General features: G+C 62.7%; 17 protein-coding genes, 1 tRNA gene and 1 pseudogene. 7 read left to right on the top strand and 12 right to left on the bottom strand.

Annotated elements, in window-relative coordinates:
• Nucleotides 1-285 precede the first annotated feature (285 nt).
• On the bottom strand, nucleotides 286-660 hold the full coding sequence (locus tag NKH80_RS07545) for a hypothetical protein (RefSeq protein WP_352990655.1): 375 nt from the start codon (nucleotides 658-660) through the stop codon (nucleotides 286-288).
• 421 nt (nucleotides 661-1,081) lie between these two features.
• Between NKH80_RS07545 and NKH80_RS07540 the strand changes: the two genes are divergently transcribed.
• From NKH80_RS07540 to NKH80_RS07525, 4 genes are all read left to right on the top strand, one after another.
• Nucleotides 1,082-2,269, top strand: a complete 1,188-nt coding sequence (locus tag NKH80_RS07540; protein WP_352990652.1) for a magnesium transporter — start codon at nucleotides 1,082-1,084, stop codon at nucleotides 2,267-2,269.
• A 471-nt stretch (nucleotides 2,270-2,740) separates the two neighbouring features.
• On the top strand, nucleotides 2,741-4,015 hold the full coding sequence (locus NKH80_RS07535; protein ID WP_352990650.1) for a tetratricopeptide repeat protein: 1,275 nt from the start codon (nucleotides 2,741-2,743) through the stop codon (nucleotides 4,013-4,015).
• A complete protein-coding gene (locus NKH80_RS07530) occupies nucleotides 4,012-4,839 on the top strand; it encodes a FecR family protein (protein WP_352990647.1) in 828 nt (275 codons plus the stop codon). Before NKH80_RS07535 ends, NKH80_RS07530 begins: the two co-directional genes overlap by 4 nt.
• A 15-nt stretch (nucleotides 4,840-4,854) precedes the next feature.
• Nucleotides 4,855-6,879, top strand: coding sequence for a CHASE2 domain-containing protein (locus NKH80_RS07525; protein ID WP_352990644.1), 2,025 nt, complete (start codon nucleotides 4,855-4,857; stop codon nucleotides 6,877-6,879).
• A gap of 88 nt (nucleotides 6,880-6,967) precedes the next feature.
• Here NKH80_RS07525 and NKH80_RS07520 read toward each other — a convergent pair whose 3' ends face one another.
• From NKH80_RS07520 to NKH80_RS07510, 3 genes are read right to left on the bottom strand one after another with little or no spacing between them, the layout of a single operon-like run.
• Nucleotides 6,968-7,759, bottom strand: coding sequence for a sugar isomerase domain-containing protein (locus NKH80_RS07520; protein ID WP_352990641.1), 792 nt, complete (start codon nucleotides 7,757-7,759; stop codon nucleotides 6,968-6,970).
• 37 nt (nucleotides 7,760-7,796) lie between these two features.
• The gene (locus NKH80_RS07515; RefSeq protein ID WP_254820103.1) at nucleotides 7,797-8,567 is read right to left on the bottom strand and encodes a GntR family transcriptional regulator; all 771 of its coding nucleotides are present in this window, start codon (nucleotides 8,565-8,567) and stop codon (nucleotides 7,797-7,799) included.
• Nucleotides 8,564-9,439, bottom strand: a complete 876-nt coding sequence (locus NKH80_RS07510) for an ROK family protein (RefSeq protein ID WP_352990638.1) — start codon at nucleotides 9,437-9,439, stop codon at nucleotides 8,564-8,566. Before NKH80_RS07510 ends, NKH80_RS07515 begins: the two co-directional genes overlap by 4 nt.
• Before the next feature lie 444 nt (nucleotides 9,440-9,883).
• On the opposite strand from NKH80_RS07510, the gene NKH80_RS07505 reads away from it, so the two are divergent.
• From NKH80_RS07505 to NKH80_RS07495, 3 genes are read left to right on the top strand one after another with little or no spacing between them, the layout of a single operon-like run.
• Nucleotides 9,884-11,176 (top strand): ABC transporter substrate-binding protein, encoded by a 1,293-nt coding sequence (locus NKH80_RS07505; RefSeq protein WP_352990635.1) that lies wholly within the window; start codon nucleotides 9,884-9,886, stop codon nucleotides 11,174-11,176.
• Nucleotides 11,177-11,219: 43 nt separating this feature from the next.
• On the top strand, nucleotides 11,220-12,110 hold the full coding sequence (locus NKH80_RS07500) for a carbohydrate ABC transporter permease (protein ID WP_352701530.1): 891 nt from the start codon (nucleotides 11,220-11,222) through the stop codon (nucleotides 12,108-12,110).
• Nucleotides 12,107-12,979: a carbohydrate ABC transporter permease gene (locus NKH80_RS07495; RefSeq protein WP_352701531.1), complete on the top strand. Its 873-nt coding sequence runs from the start codon at nucleotides 12,107-12,109 to the stop codon at nucleotides 12,977-12,979. The genes NKH80_RS07500 and NKH80_RS07495 overlap by 4 nt, the downstream gene beginning before the upstream one ends.
• 607 nt (nucleotides 12,980-13,586) lie before the next feature.
• Here the strand turns inward: NKH80_RS07495 and NKH80_RS07490 are convergent.
• From NKH80_RS07490 to fdxH, 8 genes and pseudogenes are all read right to left on the bottom strand, one after another.
• Nucleotides 13,587-13,895 (bottom strand): hypothetical protein, encoded by a 309-nt coding sequence (locus tag NKH80_RS07490; RefSeq protein ID WP_352701532.1) that lies wholly within the window; start codon nucleotides 13,893-13,895, stop codon nucleotides 13,587-13,589.
• 162 nt (nucleotides 13,896-14,057) lie between these two features.
• Nucleotides 14,058-14,153: transfer RNA gene (locus NKH80_RS07485), tRNA-Sec, on the bottom strand.
• Nucleotides 14,154-14,276: 123 nt separating this feature from the next.
• Nucleotides 14,277-16,112, bottom strand: a pseudogene (gene selB, locus NKH80_RS07480) (selenocysteine-specific translation elongation factor); the annotation flags it as partial.
• Complete coding sequence (locus tag NKH80_RS07475; protein WP_352990630.1) at nucleotides 16,109-16,900, bottom strand: tetratricopeptide repeat protein; 792 nt, start codon at nucleotides 16,898-16,900, stop codon at nucleotides 16,109-16,111. The gene NKH80_RS07475 and the pseudogene selB, both read right to left, overlap by 4 nt.
• Nucleotides 16,887-18,308, bottom strand: coding sequence for an L-seryl-tRNA(Sec) selenium transferase (gene selA / locus NKH80_RS07470; RefSeq protein WP_352701534.1), 1,422 nt, complete (start codon nucleotides 18,306-18,308; stop codon nucleotides 16,887-16,889). The genes NKH80_RS07475 and selA overlap by 14 nt, the downstream gene beginning before the upstream one ends.
• A 7-nt stretch (nucleotides 18,309-18,315) precedes the next feature.
• Nucleotides 18,316-19,236, bottom strand: coding sequence for a formate dehydrogenase accessory protein FdhE (fdhE, locus tag NKH80_RS07465; protein WP_352990627.1), 921 nt, complete (start codon nucleotides 19,234-19,236; stop codon nucleotides 18,316-18,318).
• Between the two features lie 111 nt (nucleotides 19,237-19,347).
• Nucleotides 19,348-20,046, bottom strand: a complete 699-nt coding sequence (locus tag NKH80_RS07460) for a formate dehydrogenase subunit gamma (protein ID WP_352507612.1) — start codon at nucleotides 20,044-20,046, stop codon at nucleotides 19,348-19,350.
• On the bottom strand, nucleotides 20,033-20,983 hold the full coding sequence (fdxH, locus tag NKH80_RS07455) for a formate dehydrogenase subunit beta (protein WP_352990624.1): 951 nt from the start codon (nucleotides 20,981-20,983) through the stop codon (nucleotides 20,033-20,035). The genes NKH80_RS07460 and fdxH overlap by 14 nt, the downstream gene beginning before the upstream one ends.
• Nucleotides 20,984-20,994 lie beyond the last annotated feature (11 nt).

Here is a 20,994-nt window from a genome sequence, read left to right as displayed (position 1 = left end):
CAAGAAATACGGTGAATTACGTGAATTAGGTGACAGTGCACTCTTCCAAGACCCAGTTCCTCGTCGAGCATTGCCGTGTCACCGACGTCCTGACTTTCGATGCCTCCTGGCTGAAGGCTTCGCCGACAGATCGGCAAAGCCCGTCAAACCACAAATGAGGTAGGCGGCGAAGAACTAATGCGCTGTCACCGTAATTTCCCCGTGCCGTTGGGAGACGCAGAATCAAGCGTGCAGATAAGCAACCAAGGCCGAGTTCGATGAGGCTGGAGTTATATGGTAAAGCCGTCAGCGGTCGGTCCACCAACCGCTGGCGGCATCGAAGCACACTTTCCTAGGCTGGGCGCCTTTGAGCGCGGCTTTTAGAGCGGCAACGCCACGATTGTACTCTTTCGTTTTGTCATACTTCCCATCCTCAACAAGAAAGTCGCCAAAACGTCTGTCGTTATAGATCGATTGAGAGCAAAACAAATAAGCCGCCATCTGATATCCATGATCGAAGGCAACCGAGTTGGCGCGGGCGGCGGTTGGAACGAACGAGTTTGCGCAAATCACCATTGCCGCGACCGGCATCATGCGTACGCAAGACAATTTCATTGTTGTTGCCCTCTCCCAAGACGCAACGAACCTGCCGAAGTTTTTGCCTTGGTGCAAGACCGTCATGAAATCGTCCTCGAAGGAACTCGTGCTCCACATCCTTCTGTGCAAGCAGTCGCAGATCTCAACCGGCCGTGGCGTCAATAGCTGGTGAACCTGGCAAGATGCGCCGGATGAGGCAATCAGGTTCGAACGCCCGAGATCCTGCCTCTGCAGAATTTCCAGGTTTAAGTCGTATTGCTGCGGCGTGATCGCAAAGCCCGGAAGACCGGTGAAGTTCGCAACACGTCAAATTCTCGGCGACACTCTGACGTTACAGCCCGCCTGTATGCACCCCGCAATGGCTCAGATCTGTCTCGGTTCGGTCCACTCGGCGCCCAAAGAGGCGAAATTTCCGGATCGAGGCGCATGGGCCACTGCGCCAGGACAGAGCGATCCGATCCGTGTCATACCGTCAGAGGCAAGACACTCGCAATTGGGGGAACAGATGAAGGAAGAGAACGACGTTGAGAAGCTGGTACGCACGCTGTGTGCTCGAGCACCTGATGACGCGGCGGTATTGCTGGCCCGAGAGTCTCCCGAGTTCATCCGGGACACACTAAAGTTGTTGCCAGACCGGCACGCCCGCAAGGTGGCGGAGCATTTGCCGCCGCATATGCGGCCCGTCAAGCCTCATGGCGATGGCAAGGACGTCGCGGTCCCCGAGTCGCTCATCGAACTGACGGACCCGATTCCCGCCAGCGTTCCCGTCGGCACGACAGTAGCCGCCGCAGTGCAGGCCGTCAGACGCACCCCGGTGCCGACCGAGCTCACTTATCTCTACATCACCGACCAGGGCGATAAACTGGTTGGCCTCGTGGTCCTGCGCGATCTGATGCTGAGCGAAGCGGACGCCACGGTGGATCAGATCATGCTGCCGAAGCCGTTCGCCCTCCCCGCCGATCTCTCTTTGAGCGACGCATGCAAGGCGGCGGTACGCCGTCACTACCCTGTCTATCCGGTGGTGGACGCGGAGAACCGGCTGCTCGGGCAGGTCCGCGGCTGGCGGCTGTTCGAGCAGCAAATCATCGAGATTTCTGCCCAGTCGGGCCAGATGGTGGGTGTCCAGAAGGAGGAGCGTTCTTTTACGCCCCTGTTTTCAGCCTTCTTGAAGCGGCATCCGTGGCTGCAGCTCAACCTGCTGACGGCCTTCATGGCCGCTTTCGTGGTCAGCTCGTTCACAGGCACGATCGAGAAGATCGTCGCCCTGGCGGCATTCCTCCCGGTCTTGGCCGGGCAGAGCGGAAACACCGGCTGCCAGGCATTGGCTATGACGCTGCGTGGCCTTGCCCTGGGCGATGTGGACAAACGACCGAAGCTGCACCTGGTGATGCGGGAGGGCGCGCTCGGGATTGCCAACGGCGTGCTCGTCGGCCTTGTTGCGGCTGCGGCGATGTGGTTCTACGCATCGCGGCAACCTGAGTCGGCCGCCCAGGCGCCCATGTTGGCACTTGTGATCCTGCTCGCCATGTCCGGATCGTGCCTCATGTCCGGAATCTCCGGCGTGCTGATCCCGTTGGGCCTGCGCCGGGTCGGCGCCGATCCGGCCGTAGCTTCAGCGATCTTTCTTACCACCGTCACCGATATCGTAGGCATGGGCCTGATGCTGGGGCTGGCCACTATGCTCGTGCTGTAGCAAGGGCGTGTCCGGTGACGCGTTCCCTGGGCGATGGGTTCTATAAGCTGACCTCGTCGGCGGCGAACGAAATTGCGAAGACCAGCCCGCAATCGCACAGGCCGTTGCGACAAGCATCGGCCCTGCAGCTTCCGACCGCTTGCGCAACGCCCAAGGAAGACCTTTGGATGAGCTATATGTGTCAGGCGGTGACCAGATACGCGCAGAGAATATTAATCTTGTCGGGTGTGCGATCCACGATTGGTGATGATTGAATTAGTTGCCGCTGGTGACGAATACTTCCACTGTTACAGCAACGCCGAGAAGATGTTTTTGCAACCAGCGCAGCCGAAATACGAATGGACCCGATAGTTTGTTGCGCGGCTGCAACAGCTGTTGAAAACTCGGACGATTTCGCCAAAGTTCAGTCGCCTTTTTTCTTGTGGTCGTGCTAAGTCCTTCGCACTGGTCGGGTTTGGGGTGGTTCTCGGCATGCAATCTTCGTTTCGAACAATCGTCGGCTGCGCCGCGGCGCTGCTTTGTAGCGGCGCATTGCCGGCTGGCGCGCAGGGTCTTTTTTCGGCCTATGACGATGCGTTTTCAGCCCGCATCGCCAGTCCGGCCGACAACGGAACGCTCGCCCAGTTCGTCACGGTTGCCGTCAATGCAGGACAATACGATCAGGCGATCTCCTCAATCGAGCAGTATCTGATCAAATATCCCCGCGATGCGCGCGCCCGGCTGGCGGCCAGCCGGTTGTACTATCATGTCGGCTCCTATGAATTGGCCCGACGGCAGGTGCAGTACGGCATCGAAGTCGGCGGCCTGACCGCAAGTGAGCAGCAGGAAGCTGTTCGCCTGCTCGCCCGCATCGAGCGCGCCTTGCGTGGCGTCACCTGGGAACTCGCCCTGACCGGCGGCGTGTTCAGCGCATTCACCGATTTTGAGCCCGGCGGGGCGCAGGACGACGACAGCTTCGTCTCGCCCTATGGGCGGGCGGAAGGCTTTGTCCGGTGGGACCTCGGCACGCCAAGCGCCGACGCTCTCGTTCTTTCGGGGTCGTTGACTGCGACACAGCGCTTTTTCACGGAAGACCTGTCGGTTCCGGGCAGCAAGGAGACTTTCGTCCACGGCAACGCCGCTATCACCTGGGACAAGGGGCTGCCCAATAGTGGGATCGATTCGCTGCGCCTGCTGCTTTCGGCGTTTACCGTTACAGATCGTTTCGACAGCGATATCCAAGAAACCGGCATCGGCCTCAGTGGACGCTTTCTTGTGCGCCCGACGGTCGAGACGACGCTTTTTGCAGGCGGCGGCTACATCGATCTAAGCGCCTCGCAAGGCATTTTCGCCGATAGCAGGGTTTTCTATGAGGCAGGCGGCAGCTACCGCTTCCGCAATGGCCAGGCGCTCGGACTGCGCTTTGTCGGGTCGAATGACTTCGCCTCCGGATCTGGCGAAATCGGCCACAGCTACACGGGCGAGGTCCGCTATGGCGGCCTGTTGATGACCGTACCGGATCTTTTCGCATGGTCGCACCAGGTCGCGTTCTCGGCCGGCCACAGCAACACTCCCGATCTGTCCGTTGGCATCGGCACAAATATCAAGAGCGACTTCTGGCGCATTGCCTCGGAAAGCGATTTTCAGCTGACGGAGGCGCAGAAGATCAGCGTCGATCTCGCCTATCGCGAAACCAACTTCGACATCGCCAACCGCGACCGGAAATCGTTCGAAATGCTCATGAGCTACACGTTGACGCTCAATTGAAAGAGGCCGCGATGAGGACCCCGTACCGTCAGATCGCCATTTTTGTCGCCTGCCTTGCCTTCGCGGCACCATCCGCCGCTGAAACGATCGGGTCGATGACGGCCTACCAGACCAACATCGTCCGCAACAACGGCGGGACAATGAACGTCGGTGCCGGCGTCGAACTCGGCGATCAGTTGCGCAGCGATCCCACTGGTCTTGGAATGCTGGTGTTCCGGGACGAATCGAGCGCCAAGATTGGTCCGAACACCAGCCTGACGATCGATGAATTCGTCTACAATCCGGGCTCCGGATCTGGAAAAATCGACATCGGGATGAACAGCGGCCTGGCCCGTTTTTATGGCGGCCAGGTTTCGAAAGGCGGCGTCATGCAGGTTGCGACGCCGCATATGGTGCTCGGGGCCAGAGGCGGCATCATCGAAGTGCTGGTGGCAGCCGGCCAGACCGTCGGCATACTGCGCGCCGGCCGCATGACCTGCACGATCAATGGCAAACGGCTGGTCATCACAAACCCGGGCTACGCGTGCACATCGGACGATGGCAAGCTGCTGACCGGCTACGGCGGCATCGACACCTTCCCGATATTGGACAGCATCGACCGGATAGCCGGCACCGGCCTGCCAGGCGCACCGGGTCCTGGATTGGATGTAAGCGCGATTTGTGCGTCGGCACTCGGCGGCTCGCTCAAAGTCTGCGAGTCCACCGACGGCGCATTGCCGGGAGTGGTCATGGAGTTCCCCGACAGCCTAACGCCACCTGTGGGCGGCGGGGCGAAGGATGATGGCGAGTGTGAGGGTGAAGGTTGCTGCTACTACTGCAATTAGGCCTGGCCGCACGACATGAGCCTCTTGGTCGGTTGGCGCTGGGCTGATTGGCGGCAAGCTGGCAGGCGCAAAATATCCGGTCTCGTGGTCGTGCTCCTGCTGCTCGCTTGCCATTTGGCTTTCGACGGGCCGCTGTCGCGCCTGCGTGAGCGCACGTACGACTTCTACCAGTTTCTCGCCCCGCGCCAGGCGACCAGCAATCCTGTCGTGATCGTCTCGATAGACGACGCCAGCCTCAAGGCACATGGGCGATGGCCCTGGAACCGTGGCCTCCTGGCCGATCTGGTCGATGGCATCACCGCATCCGGCGCCTCGGTGATCGGGCTTGCGCTGGTGCTGCCCGAGGCCGACACCTCGCCTGAGGGCATCGCCGGAGACAAGCGCCTGGCAGCGGCGCTGGCCAAAAACCGAACGGCGCTTGCCGTCAGCCTGGGCAACGAGGCGACAGTTTCAGAAGCAGAGCCCAAGGCCGGCTGGTCGATCGTCGGGCAGGTACCCGACACACTTCCCGGCTTCACCGGCCTGACCGGCTCGCTTGCCCAATTCTCGAACGCCGCCGCGGGCCTCGGCGTCATTCGCACCTTGCCCGATCCCGACGGCGTACTGCGCCATGTGCCGCTTCTGTGGCTTCGCAACACCGCTCAAGGCGTGCAGCTGTGGCCGTCCTTCGCACTCGAGCTCCTGCGCCTTTATGCCGGGCAGGACGGCTACATAGCCCGCCTGAATGCCGCCGGGTTCGATGCACTCAGGATGGCCGGCGCCATCGTGCCGCTCGAGCCGGAGGGGAGCATCCGCCTCTGGGAAACCAGCACCGATACGCCACGCATATCTGCTAGCACTATCCTTTCGCGCGACAGTGATCAGCGGCTGCGGGATGCCATTGTCATTGTCGATCTGTCGGCCGTGGGACTGACGCAGTACCTGCCCACCCCGACACGTCCAGCGCGACCAGGCGCGGACATCCACGCCGATGCAATCGGCCAGTTGCTTGCCGGGCGCTACCTGGCGGAGCCAATGCACGCGCGCACGGTGGAGCGGCTCTGGTTTGTCCTCACTGCCATCATGTTCATCGGGCTTTCCGGAATGCTCGCCGAACGTGTCGTGCTTGGTGCCCTGGCTCTCGCGCTGCTGGCCGTCACGCCGTTCGTGTTCGGTGCTCTCGAATATAATATGCAGGGTACACTCTATGACCCGCTGCAGCCGGCGCTTGCGACGATCCTGGTAGCCGGCTTCGAAGGCTATGTCCTCTACAGGCGCAGCGAGCAGCGCCGGTCCACCCTGGCACGGCAGTTCTCCCAGTATCTGTCGCCTTCCGTGGTGCAGCGCCTCGCAAGCTCGGACACCGAAGCCATCCTGTCCGGCGAGAAGCGCGAGATCACAATCCTGCTCAGCGACATACGCGGCTTCACGACGATGAGCGAACAACTCGATACCCAGGAAATCGCCAAGGTGGTCAACCACTTCCTCGGCATTGCGACCGATGAGATCCTCAAGCGCGACGGCACCATCGACAAATTTATGGGCGATGCCGTGCTGGCCTTCTGGAACGCGCCGCTTGATCAGCCGGATCATCGCGAGCGCGCGCTCGACGCGGGGCTAGCCCTGATAGAACGGGTAAAGCGTGAAGACGCCGCTTTCACCGCCGACGGCCACCCCTCTATCGCAATCGGCGTCGCCATCGAGACCGGCATCTGCTCGGTAGGCAATTTCGGCTCCGAACGGCGCTTCGACTACACCGCGATCGGCTCGCCGGTGAACCGCACCGCACGGCTCGAATCGACGACCAAGAAGCTGCGCATCCCCCTGGTACTTGGCCCCGGCTTTGCGAAGGGAGCATCGATGCCAGTCGTCCAGGCGGGCGCCTTTGAGCTCCAGGGTTTCAAGGGCGAGGTGCCGGTTTTCACCGTTCCGGAGCTGCACCATGATACGAGCCGCGAACAAGCGATTCAGAATGGCGAGCAATCTGGCGGCCCAGCCCTGGTCGACGGTTCACCGCTGTCCCCAAAAACAGCTCCTCCTGATCCTGCACTCCGAAACTGATCGGCTCCAGCGGTGCGCGGGGGTGTCGCCGTCTCGTGACCTGACTACGCCCTTCGGAAGGCCTCGCAAATTTGCGTGCCCTCCCCGGTTATTCGCCGCGCATGGTCGCCTGGAAGGTGGGCAGGTGCTTCTTCTGCGCCTCGAGCATTTTCTCGCGATAGACGCCATAGATGACGTCGGTGTCGTGCAGTGTGACGCCGGCAATAGTCGGCGAGGCGAAGACCGGCAGCTCGATGCCGCGTTTCGAAAGCGCCTCCGCGGTGCGGGCGATCAGCTCATGCGCCAGGATCATGGCAAGCACGGTCGACGAACCGGAGACCGGCCGGCTCCAGCCCTCGACCGGCACGATAGCATCCTCGATCGGCGAGCAGGTGTCGATGACAAGGTCGGCGGCATCGGCAAGCCGCTTGCCGGAAGAGTGCGTCGCCGGCTTGTCGAGATTGTTCTTGCTGGTCACCGCAACGACAAAGATGCCGCGTTTTTTCGCGTAAAGCGCGGTGTCAATGCCCGACGAATTGCGGCCGCTGTGGCCGAAGATGATGATCGAATCGCCTTTGTTGAGCGGCTGGTGATCTAGGAATTTCTCGGCGTATTTCTCGGTCCGCTCCAGCCACAGAAGTTCGCGCACGCCGCCGGCGCCGAGCACATTATGCCACATGACACGCGGGTCGGTTAGCGGATTGAAGCCGACATAGCTGCCGTAGCGCGGAAACACTTCCTGGACCGGCAACACCGAATGGCCCGACCCGTAGAGATGAACCAAGCCACCGCTCTCGAGCGTGTCGGCAAAGCGGCTGGCCGCCTCGCCAAGGGCTTCGGCATTGGCTTTCGACGCCTCTTCGATGAGGGCGGCAAGGCGGGGTATGTAAAGGTCGGACACGTCGGTACTCCTGTTATGTGTCGGCTTCGGTAACGGCTCAGCTTCTTGCGGTTGGCGCGGCGCGACCGGCACGCAGCGTCGACCGGATTTCGTAGCGGTCGCCACGCATGACCGAGACGGTGAATTCGAATGGGCCGCGCTCGTCGGTGGTGATGCGCTCGACCACGAAAGCGGGACTCCCCGCGGGCAGATCGAGCAACTCGGCATCCGCCGCCCCGACCGCACCGACACGGTAGTTTTCGCGCGCCGCGACCGGCACGATGCCGTAATGGCGCTCCAGCGCTTCGTAGAGCGAGCCCTGCAGCAGGCCGGCATCGAGAAAGCCGGGCACGCGCGCGGCCGAGAGCTGCGCCGTCTGGATACCGATCGGCTCGTTGTTGCCGAGCCTGAGCCGGCGGACGCGCACCACCGGGTCGCCTTCCTCGATCTCCAGCGCTCCGGCCGCGGCGGCATTGGCGGTGGTCAGGCTGCAGTCGAGCAAGCGCGAGCCCGCGACCACGCCCATATTGCCCATTTCCTGCGTGAAGCTGGTCAGTTCGCGGGTGCCGGCGACCAGTGTGGTGGAGCGCACGAAGGTGCCACGGCCATGTTCGCGCCTGAGCAGCCCGTGCTCCTCCAGATTGCGCAGCGCGTGGCGCAGCGTGATGCGGCTCACCCCGAACAGGGCGCACAGTCTGTCTTCGGCCGGAATCTGGTCGCCAGTCGCCCACTCGCCACTCTTGACGATGGCGCGGATGGCCTCTTCCACCTGATACCAGAGCGGCTCGGGCCTTTTGCGGTCCGGTTGCTGAAAGCTCGGCTCGCTCATCTTATCTGCCTCCACTGTGCTCCGGCGAGACCGGCCAGCGAGGCGCCGACGAGACCGGCGCGGGAGCCGAATTCGCCGGACCGCAGAACGACGCCGCGCAGATGCGGCGGCAGCTGACGCCGCAATGCCGCAAGCAGCGGCGGCCCTATCACGTCCAGCGTGTCGGCAAGGCCACCGGAAAACAGGACTGCCTGGGGATCGAGCAGCGCGACCGCACCCGCAAGGGCGGTGCCCAGCCGGCGCGCCGGCAGCTCCAAGGCGTCAAGGGCGGCCGTCTTGCCGGCCCGGGCGGCCTCGACCAGCCTGCCGCCATTGGCCAGCCCGATCTGGCGCGCCGCGGCGTCGAACGCCCGCCCGGAAGCGAAGCGCTCCAGCCAGCCGTTGCGGTCCTCGCCTTCATCCTCGATGTCGGCGCAGGCCCAGCCGAATGAGCAGGCGCCGCCATGTGCGCCGGCGACGATACGGTTATTAGCCAGAACGGCGGAGCCGATGCCGGTGCCGATCGCCAGCAGGATGGCATCGGACAAGCCTTTTGCTGCACCTTCGACCGCTTCGGCCAGCATGGCGATGTGTGCGTCATTGCCAACGGACAAGCGCAGACGAGGAAACAACGCCGCGACATCAATACCGTCGAGATAGGGCAGGTTTGGAATCCAGCGGCAGACCGAGCCCTCAACAAGTCCCGGCACTGCAAGTCCGAGTGCCTCGACGGGGCCTGCCTCCGCGAGCAACGCACCGATACGGGCGACAAAGGCATCAAGGCTTGCCGGCGCAGGCTCGCGGCTGAGCATCTCCAGCCAGCGAACATCGCCGGTATGGATTGCGGCGCGCAAATTGGTGCCGCCAAGATCGATGGCCAGAACGTGTGTCATCGAGAGCGGCTCCGATTGGCAGCCGCCCGGTCCTCGGCGCGCCAGTTCCTCACGGTGTCGTCGGCTCTGGTCGGCAGTGCGATACAGACCCCGGTGCACGCGGCGGCGAAGCCGCCGATCAGGCTGGGCGCAGCGCGTCGATGAACCATGATCAGTCTCTCATTCGACATCGGCTTCCTTTGCGGCGGGGTAAGTGTCATTATAACGACATGACTTTGTTCGCAAGAGCTCTTCGGGCACGTTTGGGCATTTCCGGCAGTGATAAACAACCCTAGCTATCGCAGCTAATTATCTGTTTTCAATGACATATCTCTCCCTCACAGGCCAGATAAGAATCGCCCACGGCGCCGGCCAGGAACTCTCCGCGAAGATAGCCCTTGCATCGTTGCTTCAAGTTGTCATAACGTCGTTCATATCGCTGTGCGCCTACGCGGAGGATCCCGGATGTCTTTGGCTTGGATTCCGAAACTGGCATTGGCTGCAGGGCTACTAGCCTCGCCCACCGCTGGATGGGCGCAATCGGTCAGCATCTCCTATCTGACCCACTGGTCGCCCGAAACGGTCGCTTTGCTGGACGCCGCGGCCAAGGACTACGCCAAGAGCAATCCGGATGTGACCGTCACCATCCGCGCCGTCCCCTTCGGCGACCTCCTGACGACACTGCGTTCCCAGGGCGGCAGTTCCGATGGGCCGACGATCGGCGGCATCTACGATTTGTGGCTGCCCGAACTGGCGCGAGACAAGCTGGTCGCGCCGGCCCCCGATACGGTTGCCGGCGAGGTCAAGAGTGCGTGGCCGGCCGGTGTCGTCAGTGCGGCCTCTGTCGGCGGCACGCTCTACGGCATTCCAAACGAGATCGACGTCTATGCGTTGAACTACAACAAGGAGCTGTTTAAGCAGGCCGGCATTACGGCCGCACCGAAGACCTGGTCCGAATTGAAGGATGCCGCCCAGAAGCTGACCCGGAAAGACGCCGGCCAGCAAGGTTTCGGCATGATCAACTCCTGGGCGGCTGGCGTCGTCCACCCGTTCGCCTCGCTGCTGGTCTCCAATGGCGGCGAGCTGGTCAAGGACGGCAAACCGATGCTCAACAGTCCTCAAGCCGGCGAGACTTTCCAGCTCTACGAGGATCTGATCAAGTCGGGCGCCAGCGATCCGGCGATGGCCACCGCCGACGCCAACACCACCGGCCCCTTCCTAGACAATTTCGTCTCCGGCAAGACCGGCATGATCATCATGGCCAACTGGTGGGAAAGCGCATTGAAGAGCGGCATGGGCGACAAGTTCTCCAATATCGCCACCGCACCCATCCCGGTCGGCCCGAGCGGCGACAAACCGCACTCGATCTCTTATTCGTGGATGACCGTCGTCAACGCCAATGCCGGTCAGGCCGAGCAAAAAGCGGCATGGGATTTCCTGGCATGGCTGAACAGTCCGAAGTCCGGCAAGAACGGCGCCTCGGCAATGTCGGATATTCTGATGTCGATGGGCATCCTGCCGACGCGGACCTCCGACATCGAAGCCCACAAGGACAAGCTCGGTTCCGAGTTCCTGTCCGGCTATGTCAGCGTGCTTGCCGACGCCAAGCCCTTCCCTGTCGTCCCGGGAGGGCAGGAGTTCAGCGAATCGCTCCAGCAGACGCTCGAGGCGTTGCAGTATGGGCAGCTCTCGGCCAAGGATGCGCAGGCGAACGCGCAGGCCGATGCCGTCTCGATCCTGGAGCGTGCCGCCAAATAGCGAAGGCGCCGTTTCGTGAGCCCGACGCTTTGGAAGCAGAGCGATGATCAAGACCTATCGTGCCTCGGCGGGCATCATGCTGGCGCCCGCCGTGACATTGATCGGCGTTTTCATCCTGCTGCCGATGCTGCTCACCATCTGGCTGTCATTCCAGGACTGGTCGACGCAAACACCTTTTTCCAGTGCGAGCTTCATCGGCTTCGACAATTTTCGCGCAATATTCGGACCGACCTCGGTCGGGCGGGATTTCAAGCGAGCACTGCTCAACACGGCGATCTACACGGCATTGTCGATGATGCTCATCCTGCCCCTTTCGGTAGTGTTCGGCTTGTTGGTCCACCAGAGCGATGTCGCAGGCGGCGCGGCGCTGCGGACCGTGTTGTTTTCCACCTACATGGTGCCGATGATCGCCGTGACGCTGGTCTGGTCGAAGCTTTATTCGCCGAGCGAAGGGCCCCTCAACCAGATACTCGGCCTGGCCGGTATCGGCCCGCAACCGTGGCTGTCCTCGCCAAGATCGGCGTTGATCTCGATCGTCGTGCTCAATGTTTGGCAGCAGATCGGCTATTTTACGGTGCTGGCGGTTGCCGGGCTGACCCAGATCCCGGGCAGTCTTTATGAGGCGGCGACTCTGGACGGCGCCAACCGGCGCGAACAGTTCCGCTTCATCACCTTGCCACTACTGCGGCGCACGCTTCTGTTCAGCGCCGTCATCGCCATCATCAACGCCGTGCAGGTATTCGAGCCGGTCGCGCTGATCACCCAAGGCGGGCCGGTCGGCTCGACCAACGTGCTGACCTATCACATCCGCCGTGTCGGCATCGAGCGCGCGCAAGGCGGGTTGGGCTCGGCCATGGCGGTGATGCTGATGTTGGCGCTGATCGTCGTTGTGTGCGCGCTGTTTGCATTTGCCAACCGGAAGGATGACCAATGAGCGCGCGGGGCCGCTCAGGATCGAGCCTGTGGGCGCGCAAACGCCTGGCGGGCCGCAGAGCCCTGCTCGCCACGCTGATGCTGCTGGTTGCCGTGGCCTCCGCCTTCCCGCTCTTGTGGATGGTACTCTCCAGCCTGAAGACGCCGGCCGAAACCATGCAGGTGCCGCCGGTGTGGATACCGCGCACGCCGAGCCTCGAAGCCTATGAGAAAGTCTCCGGCGTCATCAATGTCGGCCGCTCGATGTGGAATTCGCTGGTGATCGCCTCGATCACCACCGCAGGCATTCTGGTCACCAGCATGATGGCTGGCTACGCCTTCGCCAAGCACCACTTTCCCGGTCGCTCGCTGCTGTTTTCCGTGCTGATCGCCACCATGTTTCTGCCGCCGATCGTCACGCTGATCCCGTTGTACCGGCTCGTCGGATCGATCGGCCTGAATGCCAGCCTTGCCGGCATCATCGTGCCCAACCTCGCCAATGCCTTCGGCATCTTTCTGATGCGCCAGTTCATCGCCGGCGTGCCGGACGATTTGATCGACGCGGCACGGATGGATGGGGCGTCGGAACTTGTGATCCTGTTCAAGATCGTCGCGCCGAGCGTGGCGCCCGCGATCGCAGCATTGGCGCTGTTTGCCTTCGTCTATCATTGGAACAGCTATCTCTGGCCGCTGACGGTTCTACAGGGTAATGCACACGACTATCCGATCGTCATCAGCCTCAGCCGCCTGCTCAGCTACAACAGAGGCGCCCTCAATACTGGACTGGTGATGGCCGGCGCCACACTTGCTGTGCTGCCTCCATTGGTGCTGTTCGTTTTCCTGCAGCGCTTCTTCGTGGATTCGATCGTCGGTTCGGCGATCAAGGGATAGCGTCGGCGGCACTGCCGGCATCCGCCCGGCTGTCATTGGGACGCGCTGGTGCGCATAACGGAGCTACGCTGATAGCCGCGTTCTGAAGCTATCTGTTTATCGGCGAATCCGACGCGAATTCCCCCGCTGCCTACCTTTATCCAGCGCAGCCCCCTCAAGGGGTTCTGTGATGATATTGGTTATGCTTCTATATATGTAACTGTGCTCATCACCCAAGGAGCGGGATATTGCCACTTGCTACAACCACTTCGTTAGGTGGCGTCGGGCTGGTGTCTGGGGCCGTATCATAGACGCGCTTGCCGCTGGGCGGTCCGGCGGCGGCGGTATCGCTCGCCCTGGCTTCGGGTAGAGGCTTCGATCTGACCATGCAGTACGCCGCTCTCATGCTGATATAGCTGGAAGCGGCCGATGTCCTTCGCCACCGGCATGGCCGTTTGGCCACGCGACCGCACTACGCCGCGTCTGTCATGGGAGTGAACGCCTTCCGGCATCCGCGCCCAAAGCAGTTGCTTACGGCGGTGGCCGAGGCGCCAGTTACCGTATCTTGTCGGTAAAGCGACGTTGCGCTCTCTGCTTCCACATCCGGGTATGCCGAAAAGTCCGTCGGTCAAAAGTCGACCAGCGGCGTGTCAACGATCTGGTGCTCGAACAGCGCCCAGAACGGCGATCCCTGGGATTCGGAGTACCAATGCTCAAAAATCGCAAGGGCCTCGCCGATATTGGTGGCGGGTTCGACGTCGGGCAACTTCGCGGCCTGGAACAACGCAAGCGCAACCGGGCCAAAATGCGTGATCGCTTCCGTGCGCGCCTCGCTGTCCGCATTCCAGCCGAGCCGCAAGCGCAAGACGGCCAAAGCGCTGGCCACAGCGATCTCCTCACTTTCGGCCGAGGCCACGGCGTCGGAGATATCCTGCATGAGGTTGAGCCGCCTGAAGGCGAAAGCGCGCTCCTGCTCCAGAACCGCGATCTGATTGGCCGCTTGTCGCCTGAAGCTTGCCTCGGTTGTCCTGGCGGTCTCAGCCGCCGTTTTCAGGTCATTCAGAAAGGAAGCCGTCGGGTTCATCTTGGCTCACTAGGATGGCGGAAGAGAGTGGGAGTCGAACCCACCAGAGACCGACTCGCGGCCCCTCCCGGATTTGAAGTCCGGACGCCCCACCGGGGACGATGCTCCTCCAGAAATTTGCGCCATCGGCGGCTCACCCTCGCCTGTCAGGCGGAACAGGTCCAGCCTGCGCCTGTTCAGACGGCGCAAGTCTCCCCGCCGCAGCGTCACGCCGTGCCGATCGAGAAATTCGAGGATATGGATGGCGACCTTGCGTCCGCTGCCCACGCGATCGCGAAATTGAGCAGCGGTGAACTGCCCTGTAGGCATCGACGCAGCGAGGTCGCGCGCGATCTCGACGATCTGCGCCAATGCCTCGCGCTGGAAGAAATGGTCATGAGCGACCTCGTGGACCTTCCCCATGCGGCCGGCAAGCTTCAGAAGCCGGCGGATTTCGGTCTCCGGCGAGCCCAGCACCTCGGCAATATCCCACACCCTCGGCGGATGGAATCGTTCGGGTCCGCCAATGAGAGGCTGGATCTGTAGCCAGAGATTTTCATCCTTTGCCGTCAAGTGCGCCTCATGACCGGGTAGTCGCACCCAGGCGCCGTCCAAGGCAACTTCTCCAGCGTGCGAAAGGCTCCGCAGAACTGCTATGAAAGAGGAGGCCGGCAGACGTGGATCAAGCCCAATACGCAGTCTCTCCATTCCTACGCCGGGCAAATCCGGATTGTCGGCATGGAAGGTCCCCAGGGTCGCGGCCAAGTCGCGCTTAAATCGCAACCAGCGCTCCGGCGACAGCACGAGAAGCATTTCTCCGACCTTAAAACGGATAAGCCCGAGTTGATCGATCAGGCCTTCCATCTCGCAGTCACTAAGCGCCCTGTCGCGCGCAAAAGCCTTCAGGTCGAAATAGTGGGGCGGCGCATCAAGGAGTGCGGCGGCGGCCAGTTCGGGCGCCAATAGCGCATGGGCATCGAGTTGGATCAGCCGTTCCGGCGCGCGGCGTTTGCGGCTGGGCGCCCGCAGATCGAGGAAATGTCCACCGCCGATGGTTCGCTGCGCGGAGGTGTCGCGCACCACGTAAACGTCGCCGGCAGCGGCCGCGATCGGACTATCCAGCACCAATTGAACATTGGCCGTGCCGCCAGGCCCGATCGGTTCGTCTCCGAGGAGTACGATGCGTGCCCCGACCTCCGTCGCGGCATGGTGGAGCCGCACCGGAAACCATTGGCCGATCGGCTTGCGTTCACCCGGCAGAACGCGAAGGCTTGCATCGATCCGGTCCGACGGCGCGTGAAGCTCCGGATCGACAATCACGTCGCCGCGCCGGATCGCCTCCTTGAAAACCCTTTCGCCGGTCAGATTGAGCGCGCAGCGGTCTCCTACCCGACCACGTTCGGCCGGCCGGTTCTGGGCGTGGATCGATCGAACCCGCGCAAGCAATCCCGACGGGCTTACGACCACGTTGTTCCCAATACCGAGAGAACCCGAAAGCACGGTGCCCGTCACGACGGTGCCCACGCCGCGCAGCGTGAACGAGCGGTCCACCGCTAATCGAAAACGGCCCGAAACTGCACGCCGGGCAAGATGCGACGCCTCCTCGAACAAGAGATACCTGAGTTCATCGATGCCTTCGCCTGTGACGACCGAGACGGGAATCAGGTGGGCCTCGGCAAGCATCGTCCCGGCAAGCACCGAGCGGATATCGTTCGCCACCGCAGTGCGGCGCTCGGGACCGGCCAGATCGCATTTCGTGAGCAGGACGGCGCCGCGCTTGACACCGAGCAGATCGACGATGGCGAGATGCTCCCGGGTTTGCGGCATGACGCCGTCGTCGGCGGCCACCACGAGCAACACGAAGTCGATGCCGCTGGCGCCGGCCAGCATCGTGTGTACGAAGCGCTCGTGCCCGGGAACATCGACGAAACCGATGCTGTCCCCACCCGGCACCGGCAAATAGGCGAAGCCGAGATCGATCGTCATGCCGCGTGTCTTTTCCTCCTGCAAACGATCGGTGTCTATACCGGTCAGCGCATGCACCAGCGCAGTTTTGCCATGGTCGACATGTCCCGCCGTGCCAACGATCATGATGATGCGGCCTCCGGCCACGGCGCGGCGGCGCGACGCTCGGCCTCGGCGGCATCGCCCGCGCTCAATTCGGCCCGCACCGCAGCCAGATAGCGGCCGGCAAGGGCGCTGCCGCCTGCCTGGGCACGCAGGAGCCAAACCAGCGCCTCGACCGCGTCAGCCGGCACGCCCGAGCCAAGATGGCAGGCGGCACCGAGCATTGCCTGCCCTTCGGCGTCTCCTCGCATGGCAGCACGGCGCCACCAGCGGACAGCCTCGTGGGGATCGCGCGGCACGCCGAGCGCATTGTGATAAAGCATGCCGATCCGGGTCATCGCGGATGCGATGCCTTGATCGGCCGCGGCAAGCGCCCAGCGTCGCGCCTCGCCGACATCGGGAAGCATCACTTCGCCCTCCAGCAGCATCCAGCTCAGCATATCCTGCGCCGGTCCGTCGCCAGTTTCCGCTGCGGCCCGATAGAGCTCGGCCGCCCGGCGAAAGTCCTGCTCGACGCCTTCGCCGCGGAAATAAAGCGACGCCAGATTCCTTTGCCCGACAGGATCCCCTGCCTCGGCGGCGAGCGCCAGCCAGCGAAAGGCCATTTCCGCATCGCGCTCGACGCCGAGCCCTTCGGCGAAGCAGGCGCCGATATTGTTCTGAGCGCGGGCCACGCCCCGGTGAGCCAGCGGCTCCCATATGGAGAGAGCCACGGCATGGTCGCCTCGCCGCGCGGCTTCGAGGGCCTCGGTCATGCGTGCGGCCACAGGCGTCTCGGCTGGGCGGCGCGCAAGGCGGTCACGCCAGCGCATCGGTTCCTCCCGGATTTAAGCCGGCTAGATTGGCGATGAAGTTCGCCTCGTCTTCCAGACAGCGCAAATCGAGCACGAGCGCCTGGTTTTCGATGCGCCCGATCACGGGGACGCCCAGCCCACGCAGCGCAGCCGCAAGCGCTTCGAGCGCCCGGCCGCTCCCTGAGCGCGACTTGAGAGCAAGCCCGGCGCTTGGCACGGTTTCGAGCGGCAGCGCGCCGGATCCGACTTGGCTCCGGCACTCCACCGTGTCGACCGCAAAGGCTTCGCCCACGGCGTCAGCAACCAGGGGAGCAAGGCGCTTTGCCTGCGCTGCAATCTCCCTCACCGAGCGCGAGAGCAGCCTTAGCGTCGGCAGGCGCTCGGCCAGGCGGTCTGGGTCGCGGTAGAGCTTCAACGTCGCTTCGAGCGCGGCCAAACGAAGCTTGTCGACCCTGAGCGCCCGCTTCATCGGGTTGCGGCGGATCGCTGCGAGCAGGTCCCTGCAGCCGACGATGAAACCCGCCTGCGGACCGCCGAGCAGCTTGTCGCCGGAGAATGTGACGAGATCGGCGCCGTCGGCGACCGCCTCGCGCACGGTCGGCTCGCGCCCAAGGCCGTAGCGGGCTAGATCGACCAGCGTGCCCGAACCGAGATCATGGACCAGCGGCATCCCATGCGCCTTGGCGATTGCAGCGAGCTCGGGGGCCCGGATCTCTGCCGTGAATCCTTCGACTCGGTAGTTCGATGTGTGCACCTTGAGGATGAGCCCGGTCTCCGGGCCGATCGCCGTGACATAGTCTTTGCGATGGGTGCGGTTGGTGGTGCCGACCTCGACAAGCCTGGCGCCGGCGCGCGTCATGATCTCGGGCATTCGGAAAGAGCCGCCGATCTCGATCAACTCGCCCCGCGAAACGATCGCTTCGCGACCGAGCGCCAGCGTGTTGAGTACGAGAAGGACGGCGGCCGCGTTGTTGTTGACGACGGTTGCATCCTCGGCTCCGGTCAGCTCGCAAACGAGCGATCGAAGATGATCGTCCCGTTCGCCGCGCCCGCCGTTCTCGACATCGAATTCGAGAGCCACCGCTTCGCTCATTGCCAGCCGAACAGCATCGACCGCCTCCTTCGCAAGGAGGGCACGTCCCAGATTGGTATGCAGCACCGTTCCGGTCAGGTTGAAAACGGGGCGCAGGGAAGGTCGTTCGCCATCCCTGAGCTGCAAAAGTGCGTCGCCGGCAAGATCGTTTGCCTCCGGCACGATCGCTCCGGCATTGCGGGAGGCCATTCGCGCATCGGCGACGGCTCGGCGAATGGCCTCCGTCGCGGCCTGCCGTCCGAAGCGCTCGATTGCGGCCACCGCCAGCGGGGTCCTCAGCACTTGGTCGACCGACGGAAGATTGCGTAAAGGGTTTGCGGATGAAGCAGTCATCGTATTGTCAGTAGCCAACCAGGAACGGATTGAACGATCCGCGGCGATGGCCACCCTCGCGGACGAGCAGGTCGAGGCCGAGCGTCGCCACGTCGTCGGCGACCGGATCGAGAGCCGGATCCTTGTGCTGGGATAGGATCTTTACATAGCTGCCGCATGCATCGCAGGTCTCGGCTTTGACCGTGCCAGAGCCTCCCTCGATTTCCTGATAGCCTATCCCCTTGGTCGAGCCGCACAGCGTACATTTGATGCGGACGTGGTTCCACAATGTTCCACACAGCGCGCAGGCGCAGAACCGCGCCCCGTGTGCGCCGTGCCAACCGACGATGATCGAGGATACGGGCGGCCCACCGCAGGCCGGACAGGCGCCGTCGGCAACCGGAACCAGCTTCGAGCTGTCGAGACATGCCGCGAGGCGGGCGAAGTGAACCTGCAGCGCGGCCGCGACATAGACATGCTCGGCAAGCGCGTTCATTGGGATCGCATCGGTGAGCACATTGCGCACCATGGATTCGACCCCGAACGCATCGATATTCGCGAGCCTGTCCAAGGCGGCTGCGGCCGCCTCGGGTTTTTCGATCGTGGCTGCCACTTCGAACAGGCGGCCGAGCGTCATTGCAAGGGCGGCATCCGAAGTGAATTGGTTGCGATCGAGCGGCGGCATACTGAAGGTTCGTGCGCGCTCGCGCGCCTCCGCGGTCGGCAATTCGACATCCGGCAATCCGTCCTGGATGCGGTGCTGCGCATCCGCCAGTGCAGCGAGGAAGCGGAGATAGGGGCCGAGCTGGTGGTCATCCGCCAACACATTCAATCGCTCTGAGCGGCGAATGAACAAGGTCCGCGGATCAGGCAGGCGCGCAAAGGGTGGGGCCGAGACCTCGCCGATTACAGTCGGGTCAGGGCGTGACGGATCTTGTTGCTTTGGCATTTCAACCTCACGAACCTCACGGGCCACGTGGTCGGCTTGATACTGCTCCAGAGCAATTCCACGAAAAGTATAACGGCTTTCCGTCCGGAATTGCGTAAAAATAATGCCCGCTCATTCGGCGGGATTCGATCCCGAACGTCCGTCCGGTTTGCGTGCGATCAGTTCACGCAGCCATTTGCGATGATGCCGCCAAGCCCAGCCGCCGGTCACCCGTCCGCGCGTCATGGCTGGAATGGTGCCGCGTACCCAGATGGCCGAATAGAAATGGATAATCCACACGCCGATGATCGCCACGGCAGCGATCGAATGAACAAGCAGCGCCACCCGCTGCTGACTGATCGTGGTGTAAGCGGCGAAATATTGTTGCCAGATGACAATGCCGCTCGAAATCAGGATGATGATGAGGATCGACATTGACCAGAAGACGAGCTTCTGGCCGGCATTGTACTTGCCGACTTCGGGGACGTTGTCCTCGTGATTGGACAATACGTCACGGAAACGTGCGAGCCACGTTCCGTCCTCGGGCCTCCACAAATTGGCCTTCCAGAACCGAAGGAAAAGCCCAAGGAAGCTGAAGAAGAGCAAGACGCCGATCCACGGGTGAATGAAGCGCGTGAACTGGCCGCCGCCAAACAGCCCCGACAGGAAGAACAGGCTCGGGTGAAACATGGCAAGGCCGGACAAGGCGAGCAGGATCAGGCTGGCCGCCGTGATCCAATGGTTGATCCGCGCGCCAACCGTGTAGCGGTCCACGATCACTGGCTTGCCGGGATGTACCTGCTCGTTCGGCTTCACGTCATACGCGGCCATCGTAGTCGCCTTCCGTCAGCTCTTCGGCATGCTCCTCATCCGTCTCGGAGACCCTGTTCGGTCCCATGACCAGATGGTGAAGCAGGCCGACGCCGGCCGCCACGCCGAGAATGGTGAGGCCGGCATATTTGGTCACGCCCTTCCACGCCTCCACGAGCGGGCTGATCTTCGGCTCCTTCGGCAGACCAGAATAGAGTTCCGGCTGGTCGGCATGGTGCAGCACATACATCACATGCGTCCCTCCGACGCCGGGCGGATCGTAGAGGCCGGCATTCGAATAGCCGCGCGATTTCAGGTCCTTGATGCGGCCGTCGGCGTGCTGTTTCATCTCGTCTTTCGTGCCGAACACGATCGCCTGGGTCGGGCAGGCCTTGGCGCAGGCTGGTCCTTGGCCGACAGCCACGCGGTCGGAGCAGAGCGTGCATTTGTAGGCCGTGTGATCGACTTTGGAGATGCGCGGAATGTTGAACGGGCAACCCTTGATGCAATAGCCGCAGCCGATGCAGTTCTCATGGACGAAATCGACGATGCCGTTCGAATACTGCACTATGGCGCCCGGCGCCGGACAAGCCTTGAGGCAGCCCGGGTCAGCGCAGTGCATACAGCCATCCTTGCGGATCAGCCATTCGAGTTCGTTCGTCTCGGGATTGTCCCATTCGCTGTAGCGCATCAGCGTGAACATGTCCGGCGTGAGATCGGCAGGATTCTCATAGACGCCGGCATTGAAGCCGATCTCCGGATGCGTGTCGTTCCACTCGATGCAGGCCGTGTGACACGCCTTGCAGCCGATGCATTTCGAAACATCGATGAGCTTGGCGACCTCCGTCAAGTGCTGCTCGGGTGCGGGAACCCTCGAGGCAGAGCGGCGGATGAGGTCCTTGTCGGAAAAACGCGGTGCGGTATCTGTCGTCGAAGGATTTGGAAGTGGAGGAAACATCGCTTACGCCT

Source organism: Mesorhizobium sp. M0904, assembly GCF_040319475.1.
Lineage (GTDB): Bacteria > Pseudomonadota > Alphaproteobacteria > Rhizobiales > Rhizobiaceae > Mesorhizobium.
This window is presented reverse-complemented; position numbering and strand designations above follow the sequence as displayed.

Excerpts from the sequence above, each read along its gene's own strand:
- NKH80_RS07525 (WP_352990644.1), top strand. The coding sequence starts at position 4,855 with ATGAGCCTCTTGGTCGGTTGGCGCTGGGCTGATTGGCGGCAAGCTGGC.
- NKH80_RS07495 (WP_352701531.1), top strand. The coding sequence starts at position 12,107 with ATGAGCGCGCGGGGCCGCTCAGGATCGAGCCTGTGGGCGCGCAAACGC.
- fdxH (WP_352990624.1), bottom strand. The coding sequence starts at position 20,983 with ATGTTTCCTCCACTTCCAAATCCTTCGACGACAGATACCGCACCGCGT.
- NKH80_RS07490 (WP_352701532.1), bottom strand. The coding sequence starts at position 13,895 with ATGCAGGATATCTCCGACGCCGTGGCCTCGGCCGAAAGTGAGGAGATC.
- NKH80_RS07500 (WP_352701530.1), top strand. The coding sequence starts at position 11,220 with ATGATCAAGACCTATCGTGCCTCGGCGGGCATCATGCTGGCGCCCGCC.
- NKH80_RS07535 (WP_352990650.1), top strand. The coding sequence starts at position 2,741 with ATGCAATCTTCGTTTCGAACAATCGTCGGCTGCGCCGCGGCGCTGCTT.
- NKH80_RS07515 (WP_254820103.1), bottom strand. The coding sequence starts at position 8,567 with ATGAGCGAGCCGAGCTTTCAGCAACCGGACCGCAAAAGGCCCGAGCCG.
- NKH80_RS07460 (WP_352507612.1), bottom strand. The coding sequence starts at position 20,046 with ATGGCCGCGTATGACGTGAAGCCGAACGAGCAGGTACATCCCGGCAAG.
- NKH80_RS07510 (WP_352990638.1), bottom strand. The coding sequence starts at position 9,439 with ATGACACACGTTCTGGCCATCGATCTTGGCGGCACCAATTTGCGCGCC.
- fdhE (WP_352990627.1), bottom strand. The coding sequence starts at position 19,236 with ATGCCAAAGCAACAAGATCCGTCACGCCCTGACCCGACTGTAATCGGC.
- NKH80_RS07475 (WP_352990630.1), bottom strand. The coding sequence starts at position 16,900 with ATGCGCTGGCGTGACCGCCTTGCGCGCCGCCCAGCCGAGACGCCTGTG.
- selA (WP_352701534.1), bottom strand. The coding sequence starts at position 18,308 with ATGACTGCTTCATCCGCAAACCCTTTACGCAATCTTCCGTCGGTCGAC.
- NKH80_RS07545 (WP_352990655.1), bottom strand. The coding sequence starts at position 660 with ATGACGGTCTTGCACCAAGGCAAAAACTTCGGCAGGTTCGTTGCGTCT.
- NKH80_RS07540 (WP_352990652.1), top strand. The coding sequence starts at position 1,082 with ATGAAGGAAGAGAACGACGTTGAGAAGCTGGTACGCACGCTGTGTGCT.
- NKH80_RS07505 (WP_352990635.1), top strand. The coding sequence starts at position 9,884 with ATGTCTTTGGCTTGGATTCCGAAACTGGCATTGGCTGCAGGGCTACTA.